Origin of the sequence: Nonomuraea sp. NPDC005730, from assembly GCF_040630865.1 — a bacterium.
Classification (GTDB): Bacteria; Actinomycetota; Actinomycetes; order Streptosporangiales; family Streptosporangiaceae; genus Nonomuraea.
Window position 1 is genome coordinate 88,013 of sequence record NZ_JBEXYK010000002.1, and the last position, 19,826, is coordinate 107,838.

The 19,826-nt window shown below is 70.7% G+C and carries 21 protein-coding genes; 8 read left to right on the forward strand and 13 right to left on the reverse strand.

What is annotated here, in order from left to right; all coding sequences use genetic code 11:
* Positions 1–8 precede the first annotated feature (8 nt).
* Positions 9–983, reverse strand: coding sequence for a hypothetical protein (locus ABZ444_RS03055; RefSeq protein ID WP_357991846.1), 975 nt, complete (start codon positions 981–983; stop codon positions 9–11).
* Between the two features lie 73 nt (positions 984–1,056).
* Between ABZ444_RS03055 and ABZ444_RS03060 the strand changes: the two genes are divergently transcribed.
* Entirely contained in the window at positions 1,057–1,839 is a 783-nt protein-coding gene (locus tag ABZ444_RS03060; protein WP_357991849.1) for a tyrosine-protein phosphatase, read from the forward strand.
* Positions 1,840–1,848: 9 nt separating this feature from the next.
* Here ABZ444_RS03060 and ABZ444_RS03065 read toward each other — a convergent pair whose 3' ends face one another.
* Entirely contained in the window at positions 1,849–2,889 is a 1,041-nt protein-coding gene (locus tag ABZ444_RS03065) for a Gfo/Idh/MocA family oxidoreductase (RefSeq protein WP_357991852.1), read from the reverse strand.
* A gap of 35 nt (positions 2,890–2,924) precedes the next feature.
* Positions 2,925–3,824, reverse strand: a complete 900-nt coding sequence (locus ABZ444_RS03070; RefSeq protein ID WP_357991854.1) for a PAC2 family protein — start codon at positions 3,822–3,824, stop codon at positions 2,925–2,927.
* 605 nt (positions 3,825–4,429) lie between these two features.
* On the opposite strand from ABZ444_RS03070, the gene ABZ444_RS03075 reads away from it, so the two are divergent.
* Positions 4,430–5,350 carry a hypothetical protein gene (locus ABZ444_RS03075; RefSeq protein ID WP_357965301.1) on the forward strand — a complete coding sequence of 307 codons (921 nt, stop codon included), beginning with the start codon at positions 4,430–4,432 and terminating at the stop codon, positions 5,348–5,350.
* A gap of 10 nt (positions 5,351–5,360) precedes the next feature.
* On the opposite strand, the gene ABZ444_RS03080 is transcribed toward ABZ444_RS03075, so the two are convergent.
* The 4 genes from ABZ444_RS03080 to ABZ444_RS03095 all read right to left on the reverse strand — a co-directional run bounded on the left by ABZ444_RS03080 (position 5,361) and on the right by ABZ444_RS03095 (position 9,097).
* A complete protein-coding gene (locus tag ABZ444_RS03080; protein ID WP_357991857.1) occupies positions 5,361–7,481 on the reverse strand; it encodes an ATPase in 2,121 nt (706 codons plus the stop codon).
* A 700-nt stretch (positions 7,482–8,181) separates the two neighbouring features.
* On the reverse strand, positions 8,182–8,550 hold the full coding sequence (locus tag ABZ444_RS03085; RefSeq protein ID WP_357992787.1) for an MBL fold metallo-hydrolase: 369 nt from the start codon (positions 8,548–8,550) through the stop codon (positions 8,182–8,184).
* Positions 8,493–8,657: a hypothetical protein gene (locus tag ABZ444_RS03090; protein WP_357991860.1), complete on the reverse strand. Its 165-nt coding sequence runs from the start codon at positions 8,655–8,657 to the stop codon at positions 8,493–8,495. Before ABZ444_RS03090 ends, ABZ444_RS03085 begins: the two co-directional genes overlap by 58 nt.
* A gap of 59 nt (positions 8,658–8,716) precedes the next feature.
* Positions 8,717–9,097 (reverse strand): nuclear transport factor 2 family protein, encoded by a 381-nt coding sequence (locus ABZ444_RS03095; protein WP_357991863.1) that lies wholly within the window; start codon positions 9,095–9,097, stop codon positions 8,717–8,719.
* A gap of 88 nt (positions 9,098–9,185) precedes the next feature.
* Here ABZ444_RS03095 and ABZ444_RS03100 point away from each other — a divergent pair, with 88 nt between their 5' ends.
* The 5 genes from ABZ444_RS03100 (at position 9,186) to ABZ444_RS03120 (ending at position 12,707) form a co-directional block, all read left to right on the forward strand.
* On the forward strand, positions 9,186–9,968 hold the full coding sequence (locus tag ABZ444_RS03100; protein ID WP_357991866.1) for a helix-turn-helix transcriptional regulator: 783 nt from the start codon (positions 9,186–9,188) through the stop codon (positions 9,966–9,968).
* An 83-nt stretch (positions 9,969–10,051) separates the two neighbouring features.
* Positions 10,052–10,441: a hypothetical protein gene (locus ABZ444_RS03105; RefSeq protein WP_357991869.1), complete on the forward strand. Its 390-nt coding sequence runs from the start codon at positions 10,052–10,054 to the stop codon at positions 10,439–10,441.
* A gap of 41 nt (positions 10,442–10,482) precedes the next feature.
* Positions 10,483–11,310 carry a recombinase family protein gene (locus ABZ444_RS03110; RefSeq protein ID WP_357991872.1) on the forward strand — a complete coding sequence of 276 codons (828 nt, stop codon included), beginning with the start codon at positions 10,483–10,485 and terminating at the stop codon, positions 11,308–11,310.
* Positions 11,311–11,440: 130 nt separating this feature from the next.
* Positions 11,441–11,581: a hypothetical protein gene (locus ABZ444_RS03115; RefSeq protein WP_357991875.1), complete on the forward strand. Its 141-nt coding sequence runs from the start codon at positions 11,441–11,443 to the stop codon at positions 11,579–11,581.
* Positions 11,574–12,707, forward strand: coding sequence for a methyltransferase domain-containing protein (locus ABZ444_RS03120; protein ID WP_357991878.1), 1,134 nt, complete (start codon positions 11,574–11,576; stop codon positions 12,705–12,707). The genes ABZ444_RS03115 and ABZ444_RS03120 overlap by 8 nt, the downstream gene beginning before the upstream one ends.
* A gap of 114 nt (positions 12,708–12,821) precedes the next feature.
* Here the strand turns inward: ABZ444_RS03120 and ABZ444_RS03125 are convergent, their stop codons facing one another.
* From ABZ444_RS03125 to ABZ444_RS03135, 3 genes are all read right to left on the reverse strand, one after another.
* Positions 12,822–13,316 (reverse strand): RICIN domain-containing protein, encoded by a 495-nt coding sequence (locus tag ABZ444_RS03125; protein WP_357991880.1) that lies wholly within the window; start codon positions 13,314–13,316, stop codon positions 12,822–12,824.
* 172 nt (positions 13,317–13,488) lie between these two features.
* Positions 13,489–14,493 (reverse strand): hypothetical protein, encoded by a 1,005-nt coding sequence (locus ABZ444_RS03130; protein ID WP_357991883.1) that lies wholly within the window; start codon positions 14,491–14,493, stop codon positions 13,489–13,491.
* A gap of 299 nt (positions 14,494–14,792) precedes the next feature.
* Positions 14,793–14,945 carry a hypothetical protein gene (locus ABZ444_RS03135; protein ID WP_357991886.1) on the reverse strand — a complete coding sequence of 51 codons (153 nt, stop codon included), beginning with the start codon at positions 14,943–14,945 and terminating at the stop codon, positions 14,793–14,795.
* 473 nt (positions 14,946–15,418) lie between these two features.
* Between ABZ444_RS03135 and ABZ444_RS03140 the strand changes: the two genes are divergently transcribed.
* The gene (locus ABZ444_RS03140) at positions 15,419–15,895 is read left to right on the forward strand and encodes a VOC family protein (protein WP_357991889.1); all 477 of its coding nucleotides are present in this window, start codon (positions 15,419–15,421) and stop codon (positions 15,893–15,895) included.
* On the opposite strand, the gene ABZ444_RS03145 is transcribed toward ABZ444_RS03140, so the two are convergent.
* Genes ABZ444_RS03145 through ABZ444_RS03155 form a run of 3 tightly spaced genes read right to left on the reverse strand, consistent with a single transcriptional unit; the run spans position 15,888 to position 19,825 of the window.
* Positions 15,888–16,736, reverse strand: a complete 849-nt coding sequence (locus tag ABZ444_RS03145; protein ID WP_352359061.1) for an ABC transporter permease subunit — start codon at positions 16,734–16,736, stop codon at positions 15,888–15,890. The two genes, ABZ444_RS03140 and ABZ444_RS03145, sit on opposite strands and share 8 nt — an antisense overlap.
* Complete coding sequence (locus ABZ444_RS03150; protein ID WP_357991892.1) at positions 16,733–19,357, reverse strand: CocE/NonD family hydrolase; 2,625 nt, start codon at positions 19,355–19,357, stop codon at positions 16,733–16,735. Before ABZ444_RS03150 ends, ABZ444_RS03145 begins: the two co-directional genes overlap by 4 nt.
* 60 nt (positions 19,358–19,417) lie before the next feature.
* Complete coding sequence (locus ABZ444_RS03155) at positions 19,418–19,825, reverse strand: PaaI family thioesterase (RefSeq protein ID WP_357965262.1); 408 nt, start codon at positions 19,823–19,825, stop codon at positions 19,418–19,420.
* Between the last annotated feature and the right edge of the window lies 1 nt (position 19,826).

A 19,826-nucleotide genomic window follows, 5' to 3' on the forward strand; every position in this document is an offset into this window, starting at 1 on the left:
GCCGGAGGTCAGGAGTCGCGCGAGGGGTGCCGCTGTGGCCCGGTCGTGCGGTGCGCGGTGCGGTCGTGCCCGCCGGTGCGGGGGCCGAGCGCGCCGGTGCCGTAGGCGTCGCTGAAGGGGCTTCTCAGCAGCTCACCCGCCGCCTGCCTGGCCTGCAGCACGCTCTCCTCGAACAGCTTGCGCACGTGGGCCGCCTGGTCGGACAGCTCCCTGATGCGCTCGTGCGCCAGCTCGTCCCGTACGGTGTCGGCGAGGAGCTGCTGGTACTCGGGGGTCTTGGCGGCCAGCGCCTCCAGGCGCCTGTGCGCGTGGTAGACCTTGTCCGCCTTGAGCACCTGCTTGGCGTACTTCTCCAGGTGGCGCACGCGGTGCGAGAGCGAGGTCCAGGCGGCGTCGAGGGCGCTGGTGTACGGCTTGAAGGCGTCCTCCATGCCCGGCGGCAGCTCGCGGGGGATGAGCCTGCCCTGCTCGGCGTGCATCGACGACAGCCGCCGCAGCCGGTGGGCGATCTGCCAGACCTCCTCGGGCAGCGACACCTGGTTCTCGACCGAGTCGATCAGACCGGCCTTGTGCACCTTGGAGTTCAGCACGGCCGTGGCCGCGTCCTGGGCGCGGCGCAGCAGCACCTGGCAGGGACGGTCGAGGTCCTCGGGCAGGACGTAGCGGTCGGCGTGGGTGGTGGCCAGACGTAGTCGTCGTTTGACGACCCGGTGGGAGCTGTCCAACGCCATCCACCGGATCAGGGCGATCAGCCCCATGCCGAGCCCGGCCACGAAGACGACCTCGGCGTTGCCGGTCACGATCAGGACCATCACCAGCAGGGCCGGAAGCGCGAAGAGCAGAGCGGGGCTGAAACTGGGGTCCATCCGCCTGCCGGAACGGGCCATATGAAGGATGTGCGGGCTCGACCGCAACTCGACCGAGACGTCCGGGGGCAGCGATGGATCGATCACCAGCCGGGGAGGCAGTGCGCGTGGATCCATACGTTCATGCTGCGTTATGAACAAGGAATCCGCTCATGATTGGCTGACATATAAGGTCGAAGTAATGGATGAGATGACAAGATGGATCGATCTGGAAGGCGCCGTCAACGTACGTGACCTGGGCGAACTTCCCACCCGTGACGGCGGGCTCACCCGCCGCGGCCGGATCTTCCGAGCCGACAACCTGCAGGGCCTCACCCCGGCGGACGTGTCGCTCCTGGTGAGCGAGCTGAACCTGCGCCACGTCGTGGACCTGCGCTCGACCGCCGAGGTCAACCTGGAGGGCCCCGGCCCGCTCACCCGGGCGCCGGAGGTGACCCACCACCACCTGACGCTGTTCGCCGAGGGCGGCAGGCACACCGACGTCGAGGCCGACTCCATCGACGGCGACCGCGTGCTGCCCTGGCAGGAACGGGTCGTCGACGAGGAGCTGCGCGTGACCGGCTTCTACTTCGGCTACCTGCGCGACCGTCCGGACGCCGTCGTCGCGGCCCTGCGCGCCATGGCCCTCGACGACGGCGCCGCGCTGGTGCACTGCGCGGCGGGCAAGGACCGCACCGGCGTGCTGTCGGCGCTGGCGCTGGAGGTCGCCGGGGCCACCCGCGAGGCCATCGTGCGGGACTACGTGGCCACGGGCGAGCGCCTGGAGCTGATACTCAAGCGCCTGCGCGCCAGCGACACCTACCGGGACGACCTCGACTCCCGCCCGGCGGACGACCACAGGCCCCGGGCCCGCTACATCGAGCAGTTCCTCAAGGTGCTGGACGACCGCTTCGACGGCCCGATGGGCTGGCTGCGCGGCCACGGCTGGACCGAGGCCGACAACACCGCCCTGCGCGCCCGCCTCCGCGACTGATCAGCACGATCAGCCCAGGTGGACGACCATGCGCTGGGCGGCAGACAGGTGGGCGGCCTCGATGACGGCCAGCGTGTCGATCGAGCCGCGCGGGTCCACCGGCGGCGGCGCGCCCTCGCGCAGCGCGCGTTCCACCCCGCGGTAGAAGTCCAGGTACGCGCCCGGCTCGGTGGGAACGGGCCGGGCGTCGTCGTCGGTGCCGAGCAGGCCCCAGCGGCTCTCCTCGTCCGTGCCGAAACCGGGGGAGTCCGGGGTCAGGCCCGCCCGCAGGCGCTCCTCCTGCACGTCCATGCCGTGCTTGACGTACGCGCCCGCCGAGCCCAGCACCCGCAGCCGCGGCCCGAGCCGGGCCGCCACAGAGCTGGCCCACAGGTGGGAACGCACCCCGCCCGCGTGCCGGAGCGCGATGAACGTGTCGTCGTCGGAGGCCACGCCGGGCCGCCGCACGTCGCTCTCGCAGTAGACCTCGTGCGCCGGGCCGAACAGTTGCAGCGCCTGGTCGACCAGGTGGCTGCCCAGGTCGTAGAGCAGGCCGCCGATCTCCTCCGCGCCGCCGGTCTCCCGCCAGCCGCCCTTGGGCACCGGCCGCCAGCGCTCGAACCTCGACTCGTGGCGCAGCACGTCGCCGAGCCGCCCCTCGGCGATCAGCCGCCGCACGGTGAGGAAGTCGCCGTCCCAGCGCCGGTTCTGGAACACGGTCAGCATGACGCCGGCCTGCTCGGCCAGCCGGACCAGCTCGCGGGCCTCCTCGGCGGTGCGGGCGACCGGTTTGTCCACCACGACGGGCAGGCCCTCGGCGAGCGCGGCGGCGGCCATGCTCACGTGCGTGCGGTTGGGGGAGGCGACCACCACGAGGTCGCTGTGCTCCCACAGCTCACGCACGTCCGGCACGCCGGCCGCGCCGTACCGGTGGGCCACCTCGGCCTGCCGGTCCGGATTCCGCGTCACGACCGCCGACAGCCGCAGGCCCGGAGTGGCATGGACGAGCGGGGCGTGGAAGTACGCGCCCGCGGTGCCGTATCCGATCAGGCCGACCCGGATCTCGCTCATCCGCCCAGGTTAACCGGTACGGCCCGGACCGCCCGTCACTCGTCGTCGCGTTCGGCCAGGAATCGTTCGAACTGGGCGGCCAGCTCGTCGCCCGTGGGCATCGGGGTCGTCTCGGCCATCAGGTTCTCCCGCTCCGCGCCGCCCGCGAACGCGTCGTACTGCTGCTCCAGGCCGCTGATGGCGGTCGACAGCTCCGAGGACGCCTGGATCTGCTCCTCGATCTCCGCCGTCGTACGGTGGGCCGCGTCGCGCAGCGCCTCCATCGGGAACACCAGGCCGGTGCCCCGCGTCACCGCCTCCAGCCCGGTCACCGCCGCCGTCGGGTACTCCGCCTGCGACAGGTAGTGCGGCACGTGCACCGCGTACCCGACCGCGTCGTGCCCCTGCGCGCCCAGCCGCAGCTCCAGCAGCGCGGCCGCGCTCCCCGGAACCTGGACCCGGCCGAAGGCGCTGGTCTGGGAGTTGATCAGCTCGGGGCGGCTGGCGTGCATGGTGATGCCCAGCGGACGCGTGTGCGGCACCGCCATCGGGATGCCGTGCAGCGTGACGATCTTGCTCACCTTCAGCCGTTCCAGCAGCTCTCCCACCGCGCGGGTGAACAACTCCCACTCCCGGTCCGGCTCCGGGCCGCTCATCAACAGGAACGGCGTGCCCGTGGCGTCATGGGTGACATGGACGGCGAGCTCGGGGCTCTCACACTCGACCCAGCGGTCGGTGTCGAAGGTCATGATGGGCCGCCGGGACCGGTAGTCGAGCAACCGGTCCACGTCGAACGTCGCCACGACCCGGTGCTCCAGCTCGGCCAGCAGGTGGCCCAGCGCGAGGCGTCCGGCGCCGCCCGCGTCGACGAAACCGTCGAAGTGGTACAGCAACACCGGATCAGTCAGCTCGGGCGCGTCGTCGGCGAGCCTGTAGAGATCCTTCGGGTCGAACACGGTTGGACAGCCTTTCCCTAGGTACTCTTCCCCAGAACCTATGGCGAGTCGGATCGATTCCGCGCAAGGCACCCTATCGAGGCACAATCCGGCATCCGGCCGGAGGCGGGGGTCCGCCCTGGCCGGCGCGGCGGCTCCAGCATGTCGCCCGCCGACCCGGCAGGCTGGCGTTCCGGTCAATCTCGCCATCATCAAAGGTGACATTTTGCTGATGGTGTCGGCCGATCATGGTCGTGCGGAGCCGGGTGAATGTTCATCGCATCTGGATCCGGCTCCGGCCGCGGGCGCGGGCCGCTTCTCGGGGGCGCGTTCACGCGGGAGTCGGCCGTGGTCAGAGCGCTGCCGGTGACGGAAGCCGATCAGCGGTACGGCGCCTCGTAGGCATTGGACCCGGCCTGAATGTTGGCAATTGCCCAGTTTATCCACCAGGTGCCTTGGAGGGTTCCATAGTGCGAAAAAGGCATTAAAGGGCTCCAAGTTGTCGAGTGTGGCCTTTTGAACAGCCGATCGTCATGCTGAAGGACGTGGCAACTTCTGCGCATTCCTTCAGTAGGCGACCGCTCCACATCCCTCCGCTCCCGTGCCCGTTCCCCAACGAGATCAACGTGCATGCCGCCGAGGTCGACGAGGAGAGCCACAAGTGGCTGGCCGCCTCCAACATGCTCAAGGGCGCCGACACCATCGAACACTTCCGGCGCTCCAAGATCGGCCTGCTCGCCGCTCGTACCAACCCCGAGGTCCCGCGCGACAGCCTCCGGCTGATCAACGACTGGTACAACTGGCTCTTCGCGTTCGACGACGCCTTCTGCGAGGGCGAGCTGATGGGGCACCGGGCCTCCGCGCTCGCCCGCGCCCTGCCGCCGCTCCTGGAGATCCTGGACGACCGCAGAGAGCCCGACGACAAGGACCCCTTCGGCCTCGCCCTCAACGAACTCCTGCACCGCATCGTCGCCACCTCCACCCCGGCGCAGGTGGACCGGTGGCGCATCACGGTCAAGGAGTACCTGTTCGCCCAGATCTGGGAGGCGGCCAACCGCGAGGTCGATCTGATCCCCACGCCGCAGGACTACATCCTGATGCGCCGCATCACCGGAGCCACCTACACCTGCTTCGCCCTCATCGACGCCGGCGGCGGCTACCGCCTCGAGGCCGAGGAGTGGCACCATCCCGACGTCCGCATGTTGTCGGACCTGGCCTGCGACCTCATCGGCTGGGACAACGACCTGCTCTCCTACGCCAAGGAGTGCGACAACGACAAGGCCCGGCACAACCTCGTCACCGTGCTGGCCACCCACCGCAACCTCACCCTCCAGGACGCCCTCCTGGAGGTCTCCGACATGCACAACCAGGCGATCGCCGCCTTCCTCGACCGGCGCGCGGCGCTGGAGGAGTGGGCCCCGCCGCCCGTCCGCACGTACGTCCGCGGCCTTGAGCACTGGGTACGCGGGCACATCGAGTTCTCGCTCGGCAGCGCGCGTTACGTGCACGCGTGGCCGGAGGGCACTTGCTGGCCCCAGGCAGTGTGAGGCCCCGGGATCAGTCCTCGGCCGGGGCGTCCAGGTCGCCGAGCGCGAGCGTGGACGCCTCGTCGAGGTCGAGGCGGGCGCCGTTCTCGAAGGCGTTCTTGTAGGCCAGCTCGCCCATCATCGACTTGCAGTCCTCGACGCACGCGTCGTGGTCGTCGGCCAGGAACGGGGCGCCCATCTGCGGCAGGCCGGCCGTCCGCCAGTTCTGCTGCAACGCGCCCAGCAGCTTGGCCGCCGTCGGCGCCTGCTTGAGCGCGATGAGGATGCGCGCGGTCGTCTCCAGCACCAGGAGCGTGCCCAGCGTGTCGTGGAAGTGCCGCTTGATCCGCAGGCCCTCGCGGGCGTTGTGCAGCGCCTCTCCCGGCCGGTCGGTGGCGAGCCTGGTGCGCGACATCGCCCACTGGGCGTACGAGCTGACCCACAGCTCGCCGCGCTCCCGGCACACCTGAAGGCAGTCCTGGAGCAGCGACTCGGCCTCGAACAGCTCGCCCTGCGCCGACAACACCAGCGACAGCTCGACGATCGCGGGCAGCAGGCCCGGGTTGAGCTCCTTGTTGTCGGTGTTGAACTCGATCGCCACGCCCAGCAGCGCGCTGGCCTTCTGCAGGTCGCCCTGGAGCAGCGCGGCCGTGCCCTGCATCTTCGAGGCCAGGATCACCGCCCTGGAGTCGCCCACCCGGACGGCCTCCGTGCTGCACTGCTCGGCCGCCGTCAGCGCGCCGACGCTGTCACCCTGCGCGCTGCGCACGTAGGACAGCACCCACAGGGCCTTGCAACGCTCCTTGCTCGGCGAGGGGTTGGCCTCCAGCGCGCGTTCGAGGTAGAGACGCCCCTCCCGGACGAAACCGCAGCACACCCACATGAACCACAACGACGCCAGCAGCGTGAGCGCAGAACCGCTGCGCATGGGCGAGGACAACGCGTGCTCCAGCGCGACCCGCACGTTGTCGTGCTCCTGGCGCATGCGCACGAACCAGTAGATCTGCCGCGGACCCGACCACGCGTCTTCGCTGCGCTGGGCCAGGCTCAGGTAGTACTCCAGGTGGCGCTGCCGCATCTGCTGGGCCTGGCCGAGCTTGTCCAGCCACTCCTCGCCGTACTCGGCCAGCGTGTCGATCAGCTTGTAGCGGACGCCGGAGTGGTGGCTCCTGATCATCAGGATCGACTTCTCCACCAGCCCGGTGACCAGATCGGTGATGTCCTCCGACGGCAGCCGCCCGTCGGAGCAGACGAACCTGGCCGCGTCGAGCTCGAAGTCGCCGGCGAACACCGACAGCCGCGCCCACAACAACCGCTCGGCGGGCTCGCACAGCTCGTGACTCCAGCCGATCGCCGCCCGCAGCGTCTGGTGGCGCGGCAGCGCCGTACGGCTCGCGCCGGCCAGCAGGCTGAACCGGTCGGCCAGCAGCCCGAGGATCTGCTCCACCGACAGGGCGCGCAGCCGCACCGCCGCCAGCTCGATCGCCAGCGGGATGCCGTCGAGCCTGCGGCACAGCTCGGCCACCGCGCCGATGTTGTCCTCTTCGAGCTGGAAGTCGGGCACCACCGCCCCCGCCCGCAGCGCGAACAACTGCACCGACTCGTTGGTGAACAGGCTCTCCGCCGGGTCGTCGCCGGGCACCGCCAGCGGCGGCACCGGCACCACCTGCTCGTACGGCAGGTGGAGCGACTGCCTGCTGGTGGCCAGCACCTTCAGGTTGGGCGCGGCCTCCAGCAGCTCGTGGACCAGCTCGGCGCAGCCCTGCACGAGATGTTCGCAGGTGTCGATGATGAGCAGCATGTCGCGCTCGCCGACCCACTCCGACAGCGACTCCGACTCCGCCCGCGAGGACTGGTCGGCGATGCCGAGCGCCGAGGCGATCGTGTGCTTGACCATGCCCGCGTCCTGCAGCCGGGCCAGGTCGGCGAACCACACGCCGTCGGGGTACTGCGTACGGACCTGGTGCGCCAGCCGCAGCACCGTGCGCGACTTGCCCACCCCGCCGATGCCGGTGACGGTCACCAGCCGGGACTCGGCCAGATGCCGCTTGAGGTTGGCGAGTAACCGGGTCCGCCCCACGAAGCTGGTGAGCTCCGCCGGTAGATTGCCTTCTCTCCGCCAGCCTGTAGGGGTGGCCATGCGCAGCCTCACGGGGGATCGGCGACACCTGCCCTGGCATCGTACCGCTGGGCGCGAGGGCTGTCCGTGGAGCCGGGAAGACGACCGGTGTGGGTTTGTACGTCTCGGTAGCATGTTTTCCGTGGACGAATTTCTCCCGGAGCAGACTTCGGACGACACCGACCTCGGCTGGGGCGACTGGCGTGAAGCCGACGCCGACGCCTTCTACCTCGACAACAAGCCTCCGCACTGGGGCTGACCTGGCCGCCCGTGCCATCCTGGGGCCGGGCGCCCGCCTTCCTGGGCCCCGGCCGTTCCCGAAACGGCCCGCCTGATCCCCCCTTCAGGCCCATCGCCCCCAGGGCCGCCCTATCCCGGTACGCCATCTTCTGGCCAGCCGAATCCCACTCGTCCCATTAGGCCGTGTCTCTGCGGACTGTCAGCCGGTCGTTGACGGCGGCGATGTGGCCGGTGGCCTCGGAGCGGACGGCGAGTTCGCCGTACCGGGTGGTGATGCCGCGATGGCGTTCGAGCCGGTTGATGCCGCACCCGACGGCTGAGCGGGCGCGGTGGTCGGCCGCGTCGAAGGACGGCGGACGGCCGCCGCGGCCGCCGCGGCCACCGCGCCGCTGGCGGGCGGCGACGCGGTCGGCCGGTGCGGCACTGTGCTCGCCGATGCTGCCGGATCGTGCGGGAGCAGTACGCCTTGTCGGCCCGGACGCTCAGCTACCCGTCAAGGCTCCGCTGAGGTTGCCCGCCCCCGCGCGGACCGCGTCGCTCTCCTGGGCCGGTGAGGTGCGCCAAGGGTGTGCCGTGGCGGGGCGATCCGGTCGAGGGAGTCGAGCGCTTCGTCGGGGTCGTCGGTGAAGGGGGCCGGCTGCGGTCCTTCCCGCCCGGTGAGGACGTGCCGGTGGTCAGGGCGTCCCCGACGAAGACGGCGTCGGCGAGCGGGACGTGCACCGCCACGCTCCCGGGAGAGCTCCGGCACGCCGTGCTCGCTTCGCAGACGTTCGGCGGAACCGAGGTGGTCGGAGTCGCCGTGGGTCAGGACGAGTCCGCGGACTTGCCCAGGGAGCGGGGTTCGCGCTGCAGGTCCCGCCAGTGGCCGGGCAGTCCGGCGTCGATGAGCGTGATGCCCTCGGCGGTGTCGACGAGGCGGCAGGCCACCAGGTCGTCGCCGAGGCGGTGCAGCTGGGGCGCGAGTTTCATGGGCCCTCCGGCGCCGGGACGCCGATCACGGAAATGGATGTCTGCCGCACGCCGTCGCCTCACAACATTCCGTGCGGAACCCGCGCCGCTTCCGGCACCGGCTGGACCACGTCCCAGTGCTCGACGATCTGCCCGCCGGCCAGCCGCCAGATGTCGACGACGGCGACGCCGCGCGGGTCGTCGTCCGTGGTCATGAGGTAGTGCAGCACCACGTGATCGTCGTCGGCGATGACCCGCTTGAGGTCGAGCCGGGCCCGCGCCACGGGAGTCTCGGTGATGTGGGCGATGAACGCGTCCCGCCCGGAGGGGTTGCCCGGGCTGTGCTCGACGAAGTCCTCGTGCAGGAGCGTGCGGAGCACGTCGATGTTCCCGGCCGCGAACTGGGTGAAGCCGTCGAGGACCAGGTGCTTGTTGCGGGTGGTCGTGCTGGTGTCGTTCATGGGGAACACCGTCGCAGCGGTCGCCCGGCGGTGTCGATTACATGGCATGTAATCGTGCAGGTCGGCGGGGTTCGAGGATAATCGCCGGATGAATCAGGACCGGCCGATCGGCGAGCTGCTGCGCGAGTGGCGGCACCGCAGCGGGCTCAGCCAGCTCGATCTGGCGCTGCAGGCGGACGTGTCCGCCAGGCACGTCAGCTTCGTGGAGACGGGACGGACCATTCCCAGCAGCGCGATGGTGCTGCGGCTGGCCGAGAACCTGGGCGTCCCGCTGCGGGAACGCAACCGCCTGCTGGTCGCGGCCGGTCACGCGCCCGTCGTCCGGGAACGGCCGCTGGAGGACCCGCACCTGGCCTCGGCGCGGAACGTCCTGGAGCAGATCCTGCGCGGGCACGAACCGTTTCCGGCGCTGGCGGTGGACCGGCGCTGGAACCTGCTGTCCGCCAACTCGGCGATCGACGTCTTCCTGGCAGGCGTCGACGCGGAGTTGCTCCGGCCGCCGGTCAACATGATGCGGCTCGGTCTGCACCCGGGCGGGTTCGCGCCGCGGCTGCTCAACCTCGGGCAGGTCCGCGGATTCCTGCTGCCCCGGCTCGCCCGCCAGGTCGCGCGGAGCGGTGACGCCGAACTGAGCGCACTGTACGAGGAGGTGCAGTCCTACGGTCCCGCGGGCGACCCGCGGCCACCCGACCCGGCCGAGATCGCGCTGCCCATCCGCATCCGCCATCGCGGAGCGGAGTTGTGTCTCATCAACACCATCACGACGTTCGGCGCGGCGTTCGACGTCACGCTCGATGAGATCGCCGTCGAGGCGTACTCTCCCGCCGACGACGACACCGCCCGCTTCTTCAGGACGGGAGCCGCAACCTGATACCGCCGGTCCGGAACTATGGACGATCTTCAAGCCACATCACCATCCAGACGCACTTCCCATACGGGGAGCCGCCGGCAGTGATGCGGGCGCGCGTCGCGGCCGCCCACGCAGAGCAGGCGTTCGCCGAGCGCCTGGTGGAAGTGGCGTGGAGGCAGGTGCGGCCGGAGCACGTCGCGCTCCTGCACCACGCTCGCAGCTCCCGGCAGGGGCACAAGGAGACCGGCGCGCCCGGCCTGAACCCCAGAGGGCCGTTCGGCGGCAGCGACCCCTACGCCGACATCGCGGCCATCGTGGACGGCCGTACCGGCGACGACTACGACGAGGCCGACGAGCGGCGCCACGTCCAGCTGTTCGGAGAACCGGCCCTCGTGCTGGAGATCGTCTTGCGGTCCGGCAGCTTCGAGCCCGGCACCTACCAGCGGTCAGCGAGCGGACGCCGGCAGGCCGCGTCCGCAGCCACGGTTTCGTGAATGTCGCCACCACTGTGTGAGCGTGTTCTTACGCTGAGTGGATGACACAACCCCCCGCATCGTGGATCTTGTACGCCTACAGCGTGGCCAACGATGTCAGGGCCACTGACCGGCAACTGGCCGAGATGCGTGGCTGGGTCGCGGATCGCGGCGGCGAGATCGTCGAGGAGTGCTTCGACCTCTGCGGCCGCGGCCAGCTCCAGGCGGTACTGACCCGGGCCGCCAACGACGGCGCCGGGGTCCTGGTCGTCGATCGGGCCCGGCTTGGCCGCCACGGACCGGACCTCGACCAAGTGCACCAGGCGATCAAGGCCGGGACCGTCATCCATGTGTTGCGGGAAGGGCGGCCCGTCACACTCGAAGATTCCGCCCTCGGCGTCTTGCCCGCCCACGACCCTGCTCCCGCTGAGGTCGCTCGGCGGGAACGCCGGCAGCTGCTCGCCGAGGCCCGCGCCCAGCGGGCGAAGGCCCAGCGGTTCTGCGACGAACGGGCCGAACGGGTCCGGCGGCTGGAGCAGGACCTGGGCATCGTCGTCCGGCCCTTCCGCTGCCCATGCGTCCTGCGCCACCCCGACCGGCCCGAGCCGGAGGGGTTCGGTCACTGCACCTGCCCGATCGACTTCGGCCACCTGCACGACCACGGCATGTCCTGGTGGCGCGGCGACACCATGTTCGCCGCGGTCGTGGAGCCGTACGAGGTCTGCGGCGAATCGGTCGCCGTCCTGACCGGGTCCTGCCGACCGTTCGACCTGCGGGTGCAGGTCAGCGGCCGGCACGCGGTGCACTGCCCGCCGTACACGCTCGCGGTCGTGGTGCTGCGCGGCAAGGACACCTTGCCGGATCGCGGGCGACCGGCCGCCGCCGGCTGACGGGCGCGTGGGACCCGAAGGCGTATCTGCACGCCCTCCCCTCCTCGGGCGCCTTGCCAGGGCCGGAGTGTGACCGTACGGTCACGATGAGCACGCGCCGGAGGCGACCGTACGACGAAGGGAGAGCGCCATGGGCAGGCACGGAGGCGGCGGCAAGAAGAACACCTACGAGGACTTCGAGCCCCCGGGCGACGAGCGGTACGACGGGGAGGGCAAGGGGGGCGGATCACGCGAGAAGCCGAGGCCCTCCGGCGGCAGCGCCGATGACTGACCACGACCTCGAGGGGCTGCTCGATGCCATGATGGCGCGCATCGTCTCGGTGCGCGCGCCGGTCGGTGACCGGATCGAGCAAGCCCTGCGGGCGGTGCGGCGCCACCACTACGTCCCGCCGGTGGCGCTGATCCCGGCCGGCGACCGGCCGTACCTGGTCGACCGGGACGCCGACCCCGAGGAATGGCTCACCGCCGTCTACACCGAGGGCGCGATCGTCACCCAGCTCGACGACGGTGCGACCGACCTGCGTGCTTTGGAAGGCGCCTACAGCTCGTCGTCGTCCGCGCCCGCGACGGTCGCCGACCTGCTCGAACTCCTCGACCCCCGCCCGGGAGACCGGGTACTGGAGATCGGCACGGGCCAGGGGTGGACGTGCGCGCTGCTGTGCCACCTGGCCGGTGCGGAGAACGTGACCTCCATCGAGGTCGACCCGGCGCTCGCGGCCGCGGCCGCGGACAACCTCGCCGGGGCGGGCCTGCACCCCCGCCTGGTCGTCGGTGATGGCGCCGCGGGGGACGCCGGCCGCGCCCCGTTCGACCGCGTCCACGCCACCTGTGCCGTCCGGACGGTGCCCTACGCCTGGATCGAGCAGTGCCGTCCCGGAGCGGTGATCGTCACCCCCCTGCACACCGGGATCGGGGACGGGCACGCGCTGCGGCTGGTCGTGCTGCCGGACGGCACCGCGCACGGCCGTTTCCGGGAGTACGCCGACTACATGACCCTGCGGTCACAGCGCCCCGTCCACCATCCGGACCCGGACGGGGTCCAGCCGCGGGAGAGCACCACGCGCGTGGACCCTCGCATGATCGCCCACGCGCCGCCCGGCGCCCGGCTCGCGGTCGCCGCCCTGACGGGGCTGCGGCTGGACATCCGGGAGGAGCCGGGGCGTTTCCTGGCCTGGGTGTCGGGCGGCCCGGGGGAGAAGGCATTGGCCGTCCGGGAAGACGGGCAGGACGAGTACACGCTGTTCGAGCTGGGCGACCGGCCGGTGTGGGACGAGGCCGTGGCCGCCTACTTCCAATGGGTCCGGCTGGGGGAGCCCCGGCGCGACCGGTTCGGCATGACGGTCAGCCCCCAGGGGCAGCAGTACTGGATCGACTCACCCGCCCGGGTGCTGGGCTGACAGCCGCCGGGCCCGCGCCCGGACGCGTCCCCCATCTGTTGCATGAGTTGGGCGCGACCTGGAAGGGTGACCCGCTGCGCTGTTCCAGGACGCGCCCACGCCCGCGTACTGGTGCTAGGGAACGACCTTGAGCAGCCAGAGTTCGTTCTGTTCGTGACCGGGTTCGGACTGCACCACGCGCGCGCCCGGGTCGGTGGAGGCGTTCGCGACTGCCAGCACCTTGCCTGAGTGCTTGGCGATGAGCCGGTAGACGCCCGCCTCGTGCTCCTTGAGGTACCAGATCTGGCTGGGGCTGCCGTTGATGCCCCACTGCATCGCGAAGTCGGAGTTCTGGTTCGCCAGGGTGACGTCGAGGGCCTTGCCGGAGTGCTCGGCGATGAACTTGTAGCCGCCCTCGGCGGGTTCCAGGCGGAAGATCTGGTTGGGCTTTCCGTGGGGAGTCCACTGGATCACCCAGCCACCGTCGGACATGTCGTATTCCATGATGTCGAGGGCGAGCCCGGACTTCTTGTTGATCAGGGTGGCTCGGGCCGGGATGTCCATGGGGGTCCTCTCGAACTGGAGCGGGAGGTGGCGGTGCGCCGCCTTGTCTCCATAAGAGACGATCACGCACGGGAAATCACCTCTCGGCCATGACCGCTTCCGGACAGGGTTTTGCTGCAGGAAAGCGGCGGACTCTCACCCAGGGCTGGCGCGTGCTGAGTGGTGGCTGACGCAGGCCCCCCGGGGGAGCGCTCTGAGCTTGGGGCTGCCCGGGTCCACGTAACAAATGTACCGACATTCAAATTCGGGGATCTCTGAATTGCTGGAATGCCAGGCGAATACGTTTCCAGATCCCGATCTGTCGTCGCGTGATTTCCTGCTGCCGTTCCTTGGCGGCCTGTTCGATCGCCCGCATGTCCAGGAGCCGTTCGACATGAACGGAAACCAGCTCGGCGATCTCGGTGGCGCTGACCGCCTGCTCCGTGCGGTGTTTCGTGCGTACCTCCCAAGCTGCCTCGCCAGCCCACGTAAGCAGGGAGAGAGCCGCACCGGTGAGGAGACCGGCCCAATAGAGGGACCGCTCGGCCGCCTTCTGAGCGGGCATCGAGGTGAAGTTCCCGTACTGTGAAGAAACGGCGCTGGTGCCGGTCGAATCGTAGGCGGATATCGGCGACAGGTTGATCGGCTTTGCCGTCGCCCGCCAATGGAGCCCGGGTCCCTTATAGTCCGCCGAGATCACTTCGGGCTTGATGTCGGTGGCATCCTCGTCTGTGAGTTGAACGTTCCAGCTGGCTGAGATGGCGGCCACGGCGTCGCGCTGCCCTTCGACGCTGAAACCGGGCAGATGCGCGCTGAGCGCAGGTCCGTTCCTGGCGAACAGGGGAGTCCTCAGCTTGCCGGTGATCCAGAACCAGCGGTCTGTCCCGCACGTCTCGCCGGCCAAGAGGGTGGTGAAGGAGGTGGCCCCGGGCGTTTCGATGCTCGGTTCCTCCGTCTCCGTCGCCTTGACTGTCCCGCCGGAGAAATCAAGGGACTCGGTACGGAGATCCTTCAGGTAGATGGTCGTCGGCGTGCACAGGGAACTGCTGCCCGGCTGGGCGGGGACCGCCGCCTGAAACTCCATGCGGAAATAGGAGGGGTCTTCCTCGGTCATGTAGAACTGAATGGAGATGTTCTTGGGGACGGTGCCGAGGTTGAGGTGAACCCCTCCTGAGTCGGGAACGCTGGGGAACGTGGTAATCGCGCTCTCGTACTCCCGTGTCCCGAGGAGCATCATGATCAACGCGAGCAGGGTCAGGGACACCGGTAGCCGCCATGGTCCGGTGAACAGCCGGGCCGCCTTGCTCCCTAACTCGCTGTGCGGAAGATCCGCCGCGTCCAGACCGTCATCGGCAGGCCCTGGACGATCAAAGACAGTGTGAGGCACATCAACAACATCCCCATCCCGCGATGGCGCGGTACGGCATGGCCACGATCTGTTTTCATCGCGTGACATCTCAGCAAGAATGCGCCGGCGCTGCTCAGCGCGCTGTGTTGACACCTCATGGCCAACGAGGCGTGCGCTGGCATCGAACGCATCGCCGCTGGTTGTGGGCCGGGCTCTCACCTCTCACCGAGGGAGAGCCGCTCGTGGATCAGTTCGAGCTTCCCGAGGGCATCACCGCGCTGGGCGACGACGAACTCGCCGAACTCCTGGACGGCGCGGTCGCCGTCTCCGTCGCCAGGTCGCACGACCTGCCAGCACTGCACCGGCACGACCGTCTCCATCACGGACTACGCGCCCGACGGGTCCACGCCGTACACGCCGGTCGAGGTGGTGGAATGCGGACAGCGCCCGCCGAGCCTGCGCGAGCAGGTGCGGAACGCCGTCTCGGTCGCCGCAGACCCAGCCGACCCGACTGGCTCCACGTTCATCTACACCGTCACCAACAGCGAGGACCCCGCCCAGACCGGCACGGTCCGGATGACGGCCGGCGAGCCGCCGGGCAACGGCTCTACCACCTCACCGCCCGCACCAGTCCGGAACGCGCGCAGGACACCTTCGTCATCGAACCAGATGCGCAGGGCATCGCGGCTGGAGGATGCCCTTCCTGGACGTCTCAGACTTTTTCAAAAATTCTTCGGGACGCGTGTCGATCCGCGCCCGTCCCGTTCGACGCGTCGATGAAAGGAGGGGGACGGGCACGGACCCGGCCCCCGCGACACGTCTCGAAAGGACGACCGGCGACATGCAGAAGATCACGACCTACCTGTGGTTCGACAACCAGGCCGAAGAGGCGGCCGAGTTCTACACCTCGATCTTCGCCGACTCCCGCATCCTGGATGTCCAGCGCTACCCCGAGGGCGCCCCCGGGCCTACCGGGCAGGCCATGATGGTCTCCTTCGAGCTGGCCGGGCAGCGTTTCCTCGCCCTGAACGGCGGCCCGCAGTTCACCTTCACCGAGGCGATCTCCCTGTACGTCGACTGCGCCTCCCAGGAGGAGGTCGACGACCTGTGGGCCAGGCTCACCGACGGCGGCGAGGAGTCGCAGTGCGGGTGGCTGAAGGACCGGTACGGCCTGTCGTGGCAGATCGTCCCGAGGGCCCTGCCGGAGCTGATGAGCGTGCCGGACCCGGCCGCCGCCCAGCGGGTCATGCAGGCCATGCTGGGCATGCGGAAGATCGAGATCAAGGGCCTGGAGGACGCCGCCAAGGGCGTCAGCTGACCACGTCCTTGCGCCGGAACCTGCGGAAGGCCACGGCGATCAGGATCGCGGCATAGGTGATCGACACCGAGGCGCCCTTGGCCATCCCGCTCCAGTCGAGCTCGGGGGCCAGGGCGTCCAGCCACGCGTTGTTCCAGAACGTCGGCAGGAACTCGCGCAGCGTCCCCAGCGCCTCGACCGCCTGCAGGATGGTGCACACGATCCACAGGCCCACCGCCCCGCCCACCGCGCCGAGCGGCGAGTCGGTCACCGTGGAGACGAGGAACGCCAGGGCCGCCACCACGAGCTGGCTGACCAGCGCGTAACCGATCACGATGCCGAACCGGGGCAGCACGTCGAGCGCCGGGATCGTCTCGCCGGTGCCGGGCACCTGGATGTCGTGCCAGCCGAACGCGACCGTGCCGGCCAGCAACGCCATCAGCGGCAGGCAGATCACCGCCGCCGCCGAGAAGCCGAGCGCCACGATCAGCTTCTGCCGCAGCAGGCGGTCGCGGGGGACCGGCGCGGCCAGCAGGTAACGCAACGACGACCAGTTGGCCTCGGCGGCCACCGTGTCGCCGCAGAACAGGGCGACCGCCACCACCAGCAGGAAGCTCGCCGACACCGACAGGGCGAACGCCGCGAAGTTCAGGCCGCTCGCGGTGGCCAGGTCGCTGATCCGCACCGACGACTGCCCCTGGTTTCCGGACTGCGGCCCGAACTGGAACGCGATCACCAGCACCCACGGCAACGCCAGCAGCAGCCCGAACATGACCAGCGTCCGCCGCCGCTTGAACTGCCTGACGATCTCCACGCGCAGCGGCAGCGTGCGGCGCGGCGCGTAGCCCGGCGCGGCGGTCATGATCTGTCTCCGATGAGGTCGAGGAACACGTCTTCCAGGCGCGGACCGCCGTGCCCGCTGCCGTTGCCCGCCGCCGAGCTCAGCAGCCGCGACACCGGCCCGGTGGAGACCAGCCGGCCGCGGTGCATGACGACCACGTGGCTGCAGGTCTGCTCCACCTCCGCCAGCATGTGGCTGGAGACGATCACGGTACGGCCGTCGCGCGCGTAGCGCTTGAGCACCTCGCGCATCTCCCTGATCTGGGGCGGGTCGAGGCCGTTGGTGGGCTCGTCGAGCACCAGCAGGTCGGGCAGGCCGAGCATGGCCTGGGCGATGGCCAGCCGCTGGCGCATGCCCTGGGAGTAGGTGCGTACGGCGCGGTCGAGCGCCTTGCCCAGGCCCGCGATCTCCAGCGCCTCCTCGAAGTGGGCGTCGGCGGCGGGGCGGCCGGTGGCGGCCCAGTAGAGCTCGATGTTGTCGCGGCCGGACAGGTGCGGCAGGAAGCCGGGGCCCTCCACGAACGAGCCCAGCCTGGACAACACGGGCGCGCCCGGGGTGACGGGGTCGCCGAAGATCCGGATCTCGCCGGAGTCGGGGCGGATCAGGCCCATCATCATCCGCATCGTGGTCGTCTTGCCGGCGCCGTTGGGGCCGAGGAGGCCGAGGACCTGGCCCTGCTCGACCCGGAACGACAGCCCGTCGACGGCCCGCTCGCCGTTGCGGTACGCCTTGGTCAGCCCGACGATCTCCAACGGCACCTCCCGGCCGCCGTCACCGCCCGGCGCCTGCGATGCCCCGCCACCGTCCGGGCTCGCGCCGACGACGGCCCTGGCAGCCGAGGCGCGGCCCGAGGGGCGGCCGGTGGCCAGGAGGACGGCGGCGGCGAGTACGGCGGCCAGGGGCATCGCCCACACCCACCAGGCCACCCCGGTCGGCGGCGCGGCGAGCGTGCGGACCGTGGGGACGGCCAGCGCGGGCGAGGCCAGGGAGACGCCGAACGCGGCGGGCTCGGCCGGGGTCGCGAACCCCATGTCCGTCGTGGTCACGACCAGCCGCAGCCGGTGGCCCACGGCGAACCGGTGGTCGACGGCCGGCAGGGTGACCGTGGCCTCCGCCGAGCCGGCCCCCTCGGGGATCGTGACCCGGAACGGCGCCACCAGCCCCGCCGGCAGCGCGGGCGGCTGGGCGGCGTCGGCGACGTCGTAGAGCTTGGCGAACAGTGTCGCCTGGCCCTTGCCCGACACCTTGACCTTGACCGTGGGGCTGCCGGTGAGCTGGAGCGGGGCGGTGAGCGGCGGTGACTCGAACGCCGCGCTCTGGCCGGGCATGTCGATGGACACGCCGGCGCCGCCGCCCTGGCCGCCCAGCAGCCCACCGACGCCGGGAACCGTCGAGATCGAGGCGGGGGCACCGCCGGGCGGGTTGACGACGTTCTGCTCGGGGCCGGCGAGCTGCACCGTGGTGGTGTCGGTGCCGGCCAGGCCGGGGTAGGCGGCGGCCTCGGGGTGGAGCCTGATGCGCTGGCGGGTGCCGGGGTCGCGGCCGCCGTCACGGGTGACGGTGAACGCGCTCACCGCGGGCGCGGCCTCGCGCTTGAGGTGGTGGGCGAACCAGGCCGAGGACTGGTCGTAGAGCCAGTCGGCCTCGCCGTTGCCGCCGTCGTGCCCGCCGTCGAACCAGGCCATGCTCACCGGCGTGCCGGCGGCGGCGATGACCCGGGCGTTGGCGTCGGCGTGGGCGAGCGGGAACAGGGAGTCGCGCTGGCCCTGCAGGAGCAGGGTGGGCGCCTTGATCCGGCCGGCCACGGTGACCGGGCTGGATCTGCGCAGCAGCGCGATGGCCTCGGGCGTCGCCCGGCCGTCTTCGGCGACCTGCTGGTAGATGTCGCAGATCGCCGGCAGGAAGCGGCCGCACCTGGCCTGCTCGACGGTCAGCGGGGCGGCGGCCTCGCGGCGGGACTGGGCGGCGAAGGTGTCGAGGGAGACGCCCTGGCCGAAGAAGATGCCCGCCCACATGCGCTTGAAGACGCCGTCGGCCACGCCCTGCCCGATCGCGGACCGGGCGCCCGGACCCGTGGCGGATCCGCCGACGGCGTTGGGGAAGAGGGCGTCGGCCAGGTCGGCCCAGGTGATCTGCGGGACGATGGCGTCGACCCGCTGGTCGAAGGCGGCGGCCATCAGGGCGATGGCCCCGCCGTACGAGCCGCCCGTGATGCCCACGCGAGGGTCGCCGGCGGCGTCGAGCTGGACCTCGGGCCGCCTGGCCAGCCAGTCGACGAGCTGCTTGACGTCTTTGACCTCGTAGTCGGGCGAGTTGAGCGCGATCTCGCCCGTGGAGCGGCCGAAACCGCGCGCGGACCAGGTCAGCACGGCGTAGCCGTCCTGGGCCAGGCGGGCGGCCTGCTGGCGGACGCTCTGCTTGCTGCCGCCGAACCCGTGGGCGACCAGCACGGCGGGCGCCTTCCCGCCGCCGGCGGGCGGGAAGAACGTGGCATCGAGCTCCACCCGCTGGTCGTCGGCGGGACCGTCGACGACCGTGATCCGCTGATCCTGACCGCGCGCCTGCGCGGCGGACGGCCACACCAGCCACGTCGTCACCCCGATGACGGCGAGCACCGCGACCAGCGCGGCCACACGTTTCATGGCGGTGAGCCTACTTTCCGCACCTGAGAGATCCCTGAGACGGCCGTCGCCGGGCGGCCGTCAGCCGAGGATCGCGTAGACGGTCGAGGCGTGCGCGGCCGGGTCGCCGTCGCCGTCGGGCGTCAGCGTGACCTCCGAGAAGGCCAGCGAGCGCCCCAGCTTGGTGACGCGCACGTCGAGCAGCACGTCGCGGCCCACCACCGGCCGCTGGAACGTGGTCGACTGCTGCACGGTGGTCATCGGCACGAACCCGCCCCTGGCGGAGGAGATCGCGACGACGGTGGCGGTGTCGGCGGCGGCCATCATCGCCTGGCCGCACAACCCGCCGCCGTCCCTGGCCAGAGAGTCGGACCAGGGGAGCCGGACGACGGCGTGCCGCTCGCCCACCTCCTCCACCCGCAGCCCGAGCTCCTGGATCCAGGGAGCGAAGTATTGCCGGAGAATCGCCTGTGCGTCTTCTGGAGTCACG